We start from the raw sequence: 7,542 nt of genomic DNA, 5'->3' as shown, positions 1-7,542 counted from the left end.
CGGGTGGTCCCCGCCAGCCAGTGGCCGGCCAGGTAAGAGCCGGCGGGGCCGGTGGCGTGGTGGATGGCGAGGTGGGCGATCTGCCCGGACCACAGGCGGGCGCCCCGGTACCCGCCCACATGGAGCATCCGGTGGTTGATCATCGTGGCGACGGCGAGGGTGCCGCCGACCTGGGCGCCGTCCACCCAGACCGCCTTGGCCGCGTTGTCGTGGATGATGTGGTGCCAGTTGCCGTCCGCGAGGTTGCTGCTGGAGGTGGTGACCACGGACAGGGCCTCGCCCGTCTCGGTGCTCTCCACGGTCAGGATGCCCGACCCGTTGAGCGCGAGGACGAGCTGATGGTCCAGGCCCGGTTCCCACAGTCCGAGGATCGCCCGCCCCGCGGTGCTGGTCTTGATCCAGACCTCGACGATCGGGGATAGCGCGGTGTGACCGGAGGTGACGTTGCTGTCGGACTGGAAGACCGCGCCCAGATCACCGGTCAGATATCGCCCTGCGGTGGCGCTGGCAGGGGTGAGAGTGAGGCTGGTGTCGCCGGTGGCGGGCAGTCCGTCCGCGCCGAACTCCAGTGTCCCGCCGCTGGATACCTGGGTCTGTGCGACGGCGCCCGCGCCGCGTCCGGACAGGTCGCCGGCGGCCGTCGCCCCGGACGGTTCGGCCAGCGGGAAGTAGCAGGACAGCAGGCCGAAGACGGGGATGACCTGGTCGGCGGTGAGGATCTCCTCGCCGAGCATCGATACCAACGGGGGAAGCCGGTTGAGCTGCTTGAACAGATCGGACGCCGAGATGCTGACCGCGCTGTACAGCCCGTCCCAGGACACCGGCACGTCGTTGAGCGTGCCGTAGAACCGGGGCCGGACCCGGTGCCCCGCGAGGTCAAACTCGGCGTAGTCGGCGGTGCCGCCGGTGCGGGTAGCCACCAGTTCCACGATGACGGACTGGCTGCCCACCCAGGCCGGGGTAGCCAGGGTGCGGCGGGTGGTCCAGTTATGACCGTCTCCCGATGTGTCCCAGTAGAGCGTGCCCGCGGCCTCGCGGATCCGGAACCAGGCGTGCGCGGTGGGGCTGTAGGTGAGGGTGGTCGCGCCCGCGTCGAAGTAGCCGACCTCCGAGACCAGCCGGAGCGTTCCGGCGACCGGGCTGTAGGTGAACCCCGCGCGGGTGCCCGCCGTGGTCGAGTTGACCATGACGGACACCGATGCCGCCGAGCTGCCGTTGATGCCGGGCGGGGTGGAGAACTTGATGGAGAACTGGCTTCCGGCCAGGACCCATTGGCGCGCGGACTGGTAGGCGGCGAATTCGCCGGGGAGCACGGGGATCCGGGCCCGGCCGCCGGCCTCGGACACGCCCCCGTAGCTGTTCACCCACAGCACGGGGTCGACCAGGTCGTCGTCGAAGTCGTCGGCGAGCGTGCCGAGCGGCCAGGGTGCCGGGCCGGTACGGGCGGTGGTCGTGGTGACCGCGCACCGGATCGGCGTAGCGCGGCGGACGGTCCAGGGCGATGCCGGGTTGCGGGGTGTGAGCCAGCCGTCCTCGTTGTTGAGCCGGGCGGTCATGGTGGCGGTCTGGATATCGGCCAGCTCATCTGCCGCGCCCCGGTCGATCCGCACGCCCTGCGGCATGTCTACGCGCCGGGAGATGTCCGTCCAGACGATCGATGCCTGGTCCTGGATCCGGCCGCTCCATCCGGCTTCCATCAGCAGCGGGTCATCTCGATGACGTCGGGGCGGCGGGCGGTGAGGCTGCCGAGGACCGCGACGAACAGTTCGTGTGCGACGAGCGGGGCGTCTTCGTGGTCGAGGCGGCTGCGGATCCAGTCGCGGACCTGCGCGGCTTCTGCGGGATGGCCTTTGTAGGCCTGCCGCCAGGTATGCCCCGATTCGGACATGACTGTCCCCCGGATTCCGTCGCTATCTGAGTACGGATACTGTCTTTCCGTACTCAGATTGTCGCGAGTTGGCACAGGTCAAGCGGATCGCGAGAGTATGTGTACTCAGATTGACTCGATCATTCGGAACGGTGGTGCGGTGGTGGCACAGCCCGAATACCTGCGGATCGCCGCTGACCTGCGGCGCCGCGTCTCCAGCGGCGAGTTCGGACCGGGCGACCAGCTGCCGACCCTCCCAGCCCTGTGCGAGGAGTACCGCGTCTCCGACACCACGATCCGCAACGCGATGCGACTCCTCGGCAACGAGGGCCTCATCGAGACCCGCGCCCGTGCGGGCACACGTGTCCGGCCACGACCGCCCGTACATCGAATGGCCGCTGACCGCTACCGGACCACTCCCGGCGCCAAGGCCACCCCGTACACCCGGGACCAGGGCATCGCGTGGTCCGAGTACCGGCTCGACAAGCGGTTCGAGAAGGTCCAGGCGGATACCGAGATGGCGGCACTCTTCGAATGCGAGCCCGGTGAACGGCTGCTGGCCCGGCACTTCGTGTTCTACGACAACGACCAGCCCACCCAGATGAGCACCAGCTACGTCCGCTGGTCCGACGTCGCGGGCACCCCGGTCTCCGACCCCATCAACGAACCCTGGCCCGGCGGCACCCGGGCTCAGATGCTGAGCCTCGGCATCATCGTCAACCGGATCACCGAGTCGTTCACCGCGGCGATGCCCACCAACGAAGAGGCCCGGATCTTGCGCATCGGCGCGGGTGTGCCCGTCCTGCGCTACACGCGTCGGCACATCGCGGACACCGGACGGATCGTCGAGGTCGCCCACCCGATCGTGCGCCGCGGCGATACGACCGTCGTGGACTTCGCGATCGACCTGGACGAGTAGCCCCGGGCATGACGAAAGCCCCGGCCGCGTGGTGTGCGGCCGGGGCCCTTCCTGCCCTGTCTTACGCCGACTGCCGTCCGGCGGAACTGTCACGCAGCGCCGACAACTTGTCCTTGTACAGCGAGCCAGCGTGGTAGGCGGCTTCGTCGTGGGACGTCGCGGACTCCTCGATCAGGTGATGGGCCGTAGCCTTCAGGTCAGCAGCCCACAGAAGTACATGCTGCTGTGCGCTCTGGCCGGCTTCGATCTCGGCGCGTGCCCGCCTGGTCGCCGGGCCCGCCCAAATGTCCTTCAGCGGGGACACCAGGACATTCCCCAGGCTGATGAACCGGCCGATGACACAGGGCCACACATCCCCGTCGGGACCGATCGCGAGCTTCCCCTGGGCGCATTGCCCGCACAGATCAGCGACGGTGGGCCGAGACGTACCGCACCGCCCCACAGCCGATCGGCGACACCTCCACGGACACGGTCTGCGCCTACGACACCTGCGCACTCCCGGCCCGTGACTGACCGCGCCGCCTTTGGCGCCATTCGGCTTACCCGAAAGAGGGAAGAATAGTACTTTTCGAAACTGTTCGAGGTGGAAGGTGGAATTCGTTCCGTGGCCGCGGTATCTCCGTGGCGCGTCGAACAAGGAGCCCTCTATGCGTCGAACTCTCGCATCCCTGGCCTCGGTCGGCCTGGGGCTGTCCGTAGTGGTCGGTCTCGCGGGGACCGCCGCGGCGGCTGTTCCCTCGCCGGCGGCTGCCGGTCCCGGAGATCTTGTGCTGGCCTACCAGTGCAATGCCGGTGGCGGCACGGTCGTTTACCCCCTCGGTCCCGTCGCCAGGTGCGAAGGCGGACGGTTCGCCGGTTCCATCGTGGTGGTGTAGCGGGCGGCGGAGCGCGACCGGCCGGCCTGCCGGCTCGTCCGCTCCGTACGACGGAGAGACAGAGCGGCGCGTGCCCTGCCAATGGGCGCGCGTTTCCCAGGTACTCAACGTACTCAACAGTGTGGGAGAGAAATATGCGTATCAGCAGAGCTGTGGTGGTCTCGGGTCTGGTCCTCGCGGGAATCCTCGGATCCGCCGGGGCCGCGACTGCCGCCGGGCACCCGGGGGACTCGCCCCTGGTGAGCGTCGGACAGGTCGATGACTCGATCGAGGGGCTCTCGGTCGTGGATCTTCTGGAGCACGCCGTGGACTTCCTCGACTGACTGGGGCCAGAGGTCCAGAGGTCGAGAGATCCGGAGGTCTGGAGATCCGGGCCGTATCCGGCAGACAGAGTGCACGTGCCCTTCCGCTCGGCTCGCCAAGGGCCGGCGGAAGGGCCTTGGCGTTCCAGGGCTTCTTCCATGGGAGCGGGCGGCTGCGGGACGATCGGCGGGCGGTGCTCCTCGCACCTGCGATCCGCTGAGATCTCGGAGGCCCTACGTGACGGTGATAGTCGGACTGGTCCACAAGAAGCGTGTCTATCTGGGAGGCGACTCCGCCGGAGTCGCCGGGTACCAGCTCACCGTCCGCCGCGATCCCAAGGTGTTCACCAACGGTCCCTACGCCATGGGTTTCACCACCAGTTTCCGGATGGGACAGTTGCTCCAGCACGCCTTCAAGGTGCCGCGGCCCAAGGGAGATCTGGATCGGTTCATGGTCACTGCATTCGTCAACGCCCTGCGGACCTGCCTCAAGGATGGCGGCTGGGCGCGGAAGGAGTCCGAGCAGGAGCAGGCCGGGACCTTTCTGGTGGGCGTACGAGGACGGCTGTTCTCCATAGACAGCGACTATCAGGTGGGCGAGTCGGCCGACGGCTACGCGGCCGTCGGATGCGGTGAGGAATTTGCCCTCGGCGCCCTGCACGCGACCGCCGATCTGGCCATGAAGCCGCGCGCCCGGCTCGCCACCGCGCTGGCCGCCGCCGACCATCACAGTGCCGGCGTGTCCGCGCCGTATCTCTACGTCGCCACACCGCGCCCGTCGTGAACGGATCGAATACGGGCGCGTCCAGTACGTCAGGCATCTCAGGCTCCTCGGGTACGGGAGAACTCGTCCGGCGCCTCGGGCTGTTCGACGCCGTGACCATCGGTCTGGGCGCGATGATCGGCGCGGGCATCTTCGCCGCGCTCGCGCCCGCCGCCGCGGCGGCCGGCTCCGGGCTGATGGTCGGACTGGCGCTCGCCGCCGTGGTGGCGTACTGCAACGCGACCTCCTCCGCGCGGCTCGCCGCCCTCTATCCGGCCTCCGGCGGAACGTATGTCTACGGCCGTGAGCGGCTCGGCCCGTTCTGGGGATATCTCGCCGGCTGGGCCTTTGTGATCGGCAAGACCGCCTCCTGCGCGGCGATGGCGCTGACCGTGGGCGCCTACGCCTGGCCGGGACAGGCGCACGCCGTGGCGGTCGCCGCCGTGGTGGCGCTGACCGCCGTGAACTGTGTCGGAGTACAGAAGTCCGCCTGGCTCACCAGAGCCGTCGTCGCCGTCGTACTGGCCGTGCTCGCCGCCGTGGTCGTCGCCTGTCTGACCGCGAATACGGTCGGTGCCGCACACGGCCTCGGTTCGGGCGTCCCCCTCGGTGTCACCTTCGGCGGAGTGTTGCAGGCGGCCGGGCTGCTGTTCTTCGCGTTCGCCGGCTACGCGCGTATCGCCACGCTCGGCGAGGAGGTCCGCGATCCCGCCCGTACGATCCCGCGCGCGATCCCTCTCGCCCTCGGTATCACCCTGGTCGTGTACGCCGCTGTCGCGCTCGCCGTGCTGCATGTCCTGAGCCCGGACCGGCTGGCCGACGCCACGGCCCCGCTCGCCGAGGCGGTGCGCGCGGCCGGTGTTCCCGCCCTCGCGCCGGTGGTACGGGTGGGCGCGGCCGTCGCCGCCGTCGGCTCGCTGCTCGCGCTCATCCTCGGTGTCTCGCGTACGACACTGGCGATGGCCCGCGACCGGCATCTGCCGCACGCTCTGGCCGCCGTACACCCGCGCTTCAAGGTGCCGCAGCGCGCCGAACTCGCCGTCGGCGCGGTGGTCGCCCTCGCCGCCGCCACCGTGGACGTACGCGGTGCGATCGGCTTCTCGTCGTTCGGCGTTCTCGCCTACTACGCCGTCGCCAACGCCGCCGCCCTCACTCTCACCTCCGCCGAGAAGCGCCCGCCGCGTGCCGTGCCCGTACTCGGACTCGCCGGCTGTCTGCTTCTCGCCTTCGCCCTGCCGCTCTCCTCGGTCGTGCCGGGCGCCGCCGTACTCGCGGCGGGCGCCGCCGTGTACGCGGTCCGAAGGCGTACGAGGCCGGATCAAAACATGTGACAGGTGTGATCAGAACGTAGCTTCCCAGCGGCTGCGCGGCGGGCGGGAAGGTCGCACTCTTGGGCCTATGAGTGATGCACCGATCGTCGTCCACCGGGCGTCGGGGACAGGCGGGCGGCGGGTCACGGTCCGTGGGCGGATCATGGGACTCGCCCACTCCGACGACCATCTTGTCGAATTTCTGCGTCTGGCCGGGCTGCCCGACGCCTGGGAACTGCTCGATGACCCGGAGTGGGTGGAGTGGCAGGGCGGTCCCGCGCACGAATACAGCGTCGTATGAGGTGATCATCTTCCGACTAGGTGATCAGCCTCCGCGCCTGCGCCCTTCCGCGTACCCGCCTGCCTCTGCCCCGCCCGGGCCGGGCCGTACCCGGACCACTCAGTCCGGCGGGATCGCCGCCGCGATCGAGGTGAGCTGGGTCAGACTGTCGATCCGCCAGTCCGCCGCCTCCACCACCTCCGGGTCGTCCGCCCAGAGATAGCCCCAGGGACCGCGCCGCAGATGGGCGGTGCGCAGGCCGGCGCGCTGGGCCGGGAACAGGTCGTACGCGGGGTGGTCGCCCACGTACACCGTTCTGTCGGGCGCCGCCCGCGCCGCCTCGATGACATGGCCGAAGAACTCCGGAGCCGGTTTGGCCACGCCCCACTCGGCGGAGGTGGCCACCAGATCGGCGGGCAGATCCAGGCGGCGCAGCAGGTCACCGGCCTTGACGGTCTGGTTGCCCGCGAGCACGACACGGATGCCGAGGGCCTGGAGACCGGCCAGGGCGGGCCGTACGTCCGGATAGAGGTCGGACTCGTCGAGATGCTCGCCGCGCCCGGCCGCCTCTCGGGCGCGGTTGGCCTCGCCGATGTCCATGCCGGGCTTGATCAGCCGGAGGGCGTCGGCGTTGTCCTTGTTCTGGACGGTGGCGGCGCCCACCAGTGCGGAGATGGTGTGCCGGGGAATGCCCAGCCAGTCGGCCCAGGAGGCCCAGTAGCGGTCGTCGCGTACGAGGGTCTCGCCGACGTCGAACACGATGGTTTCGATCACCGGTCCAAGCGTAGGGGGACACGCTCCGCCGATTGTCAGTGGCTGGCCGTAGCCTGTCTCCTATGTTCGCTTCCTCGTCCGCGTACGGTTCTCCCCACTCTCCGACTTCTTCGTCCGGCTCGGCGTCCGACTCGGCCTCCGGTGCCGCGTCTGCCGCGTCGGACTCTCCGTCCACGAGCGGTCCCGTCCGGTCCGCCGCCGTGGTCAACGCGGAGATCCGCGCCCTGTGGGCACGGGCCGGCAGCTCGCTCCCGCCCGCCGAGCAGGAGCGCTACCAGCGGCTTCTGGTGGAATGGGCCGCTGCGGTACGGGCCGATGTCGTCACGGCGGCCTAGCCCGGAGCATCCCCGCCACGAGTGGTGATGATCTTGCTCTGAATGGCGTAAGGTTGTGTTTACCGACGCGGGGTGGAGCAGCTCGGTAGCTCGCTGGGCTCATAACCCAGAGGTCGC

Annotated in this window: 11 protein-coding genes; 7 read left to right on the top strand and 4 right to left on the bottom strand. The window is 69.6% G+C overall.

Annotated elements, in window-relative coordinates:
• Both GA0115259_RS20040 and GA0115259_RS20035 read right to left on the bottom strand, forming a co-directional pair.
• On the bottom strand, positions 1–1,697 hold a 1,697-nt coding region (locus tag GA0115259_RS20040), incomplete at its 3' end, for a LamG domain-containing protein (RefSeq protein ID WP_093598938.1).
• Entirely contained in the window at positions 1,697–1,888 is a 192-nt protein-coding gene (locus GA0115259_RS20035; RefSeq protein ID WP_093598935.1) for a hypothetical protein, read from the bottom strand. The genes GA0115259_RS20035 and GA0115259_RS20040, both read right to left, overlap by 1 nt.
• Positions 1,889–2,030: 142 nt before the next feature.
• Here GA0115259_RS20035 and GA0115259_RS20030 point away from each other — a divergent pair, with 142 nt between their 5' ends.
• Positions 2,031–2,786: a GntR family transcriptional regulator gene (locus GA0115259_RS20030; RefSeq protein WP_256098054.1), complete on the top strand. Its 756-nt coding sequence runs from the start codon at positions 2,031–2,033 to the stop codon at positions 2,784–2,786.
• 61 nt (positions 2,787–2,847) lie between these two features.
• On the opposite strand, the gene GA0115259_RS42870 is transcribed toward GA0115259_RS20030, so the two are convergent.
• The gene (locus tag GA0115259_RS42870; protein WP_370748229.1) at positions 2,848–3,228 is read right to left on the bottom strand and encodes an SPASM domain-containing protein; all 381 of its coding nucleotides are present in this window, start codon (positions 3,226–3,228) and stop codon (positions 2,848–2,850) included.
• 205 nt (positions 3,229–3,433) lie between these two features.
• On the opposite strand from GA0115259_RS42870, the gene GA0115259_RS20020 reads away from it, so the two are divergent.
• From GA0115259_RS20020 to GA0115259_RS20000, 5 genes are all read left to right on the top strand, one after another.
• Positions 3,434–3,661 carry a hypothetical protein gene (locus GA0115259_RS20020; protein WP_093598926.1) on the top strand — a complete coding sequence of 76 codons (228 nt, stop codon included), beginning with the start codon at positions 3,434–3,436 and terminating at the stop codon, positions 3,659–3,661.
• Positions 3,662–3,795: 134 nt separating this feature from the next.
• The gene (locus GA0115259_RS20015) at positions 3,796–3,984 is read left to right on the top strand and encodes a hypothetical protein (protein ID WP_093598923.1); all 189 of its coding nucleotides are present in this window, start codon (positions 3,796–3,798) and stop codon (positions 3,982–3,984) included.
• Positions 3,985–4,201: 217 nt separating this feature from the next.
• Positions 4,202–4,747 carry a hypothetical protein gene (locus tag GA0115259_RS20010; protein ID WP_093598920.1) on the top strand — a complete coding sequence of 182 codons (546 nt, stop codon included), beginning with the start codon at positions 4,202–4,204 and terminating at the stop codon, positions 4,745–4,747.
• Between the two features lie 35 nt (positions 4,748–4,782).
• On the top strand, positions 4,783–6,057 hold the full coding sequence (locus GA0115259_RS20005; protein WP_256098056.1) for an APC family permease: 1,275 nt from the start codon (positions 4,783–4,785) through the stop codon (positions 6,055–6,057).
• 67 nt (positions 6,058–6,124) lie between these two features.
• The gene (locus tag GA0115259_RS20000) at positions 6,125–6,337 is read left to right on the top strand and encodes a hypothetical protein (protein WP_093598913.1); all 213 of its coding nucleotides are present in this window, start codon (positions 6,125–6,127) and stop codon (positions 6,335–6,337) included.
• Positions 6,338–6,436: 99 nt separating this feature from the next.
• Here the strand turns inward: GA0115259_RS20000 and GA0115259_RS19995 are convergent, their stop codons facing one another.
• On the bottom strand, positions 6,437–7,087 hold the full coding sequence (locus tag GA0115259_RS19995; RefSeq protein ID WP_093598941.1) for an HAD family hydrolase: 651 nt from the start codon (positions 7,085–7,087) through the stop codon (positions 6,437–6,439).
• A 65-nt stretch (positions 7,088–7,152) separates the two neighbouring features.
• On the opposite strand from GA0115259_RS19995, the gene GA0115259_RS39650 reads away from it, so the two are divergent.
• Positions 7,153–7,425: a hypothetical protein gene (locus GA0115259_RS39650; RefSeq protein WP_141716624.1), complete on the top strand. Its 273-nt coding sequence runs from the start codon at positions 7,153–7,155 to the stop codon at positions 7,423–7,425.
• The last annotated feature ends 117 nt before the right edge of the window (positions 7,426–7,542 follow it).

Source organism: Streptomyces sp. MnatMP-M17 (assembly GCF_900091995.1).
Classification (GTDB): domain Bacteria; phylum Actinomycetota; class Actinomycetes; order Streptomycetales; family Streptomycetaceae; genus Streptomyces.
Note: the sequence above shows the minus strand (reverse complement) of the source record. Positions and strands in the feature narration are given on the sequence as shown.

Bases quoted from the DNA above. Each gene is read 5' to 3' on its own strand.
- GA0115259_RS20035 (WP_093598935.1), bottom strand. From the start codon at position 1,888: ATGTCCGAATCGGGGCATACCTGGCGGCAGGCCTACAAAGGCCATCCC.
- GA0115259_RS20020 (WP_093598926.1), top strand. From the start codon at position 3,434: ATGCGTCGAACTCTCGCATCCCTGGCCTCGGTCGGCCTGGGGCTGTCC.
- GA0115259_RS20015 (WP_093598923.1), top strand. From the start codon at position 3,796: ATGCGTATCAGCAGAGCTGTGGTGGTCTCGGGTCTGGTCCTCGCGGGA.
- GA0115259_RS20000 (WP_093598913.1), top strand. From the start codon at position 6,125: ATGAGTGATGCACCGATCGTCGTCCACCGGGCGTCGGGGACAGGCGGG.
- GA0115259_RS39650 (WP_141716624.1), top strand. From the start codon at position 7,153: ATGTTCGCTTCCTCGTCCGCGTACGGTTCTCCCCACTCTCCGACTTCT.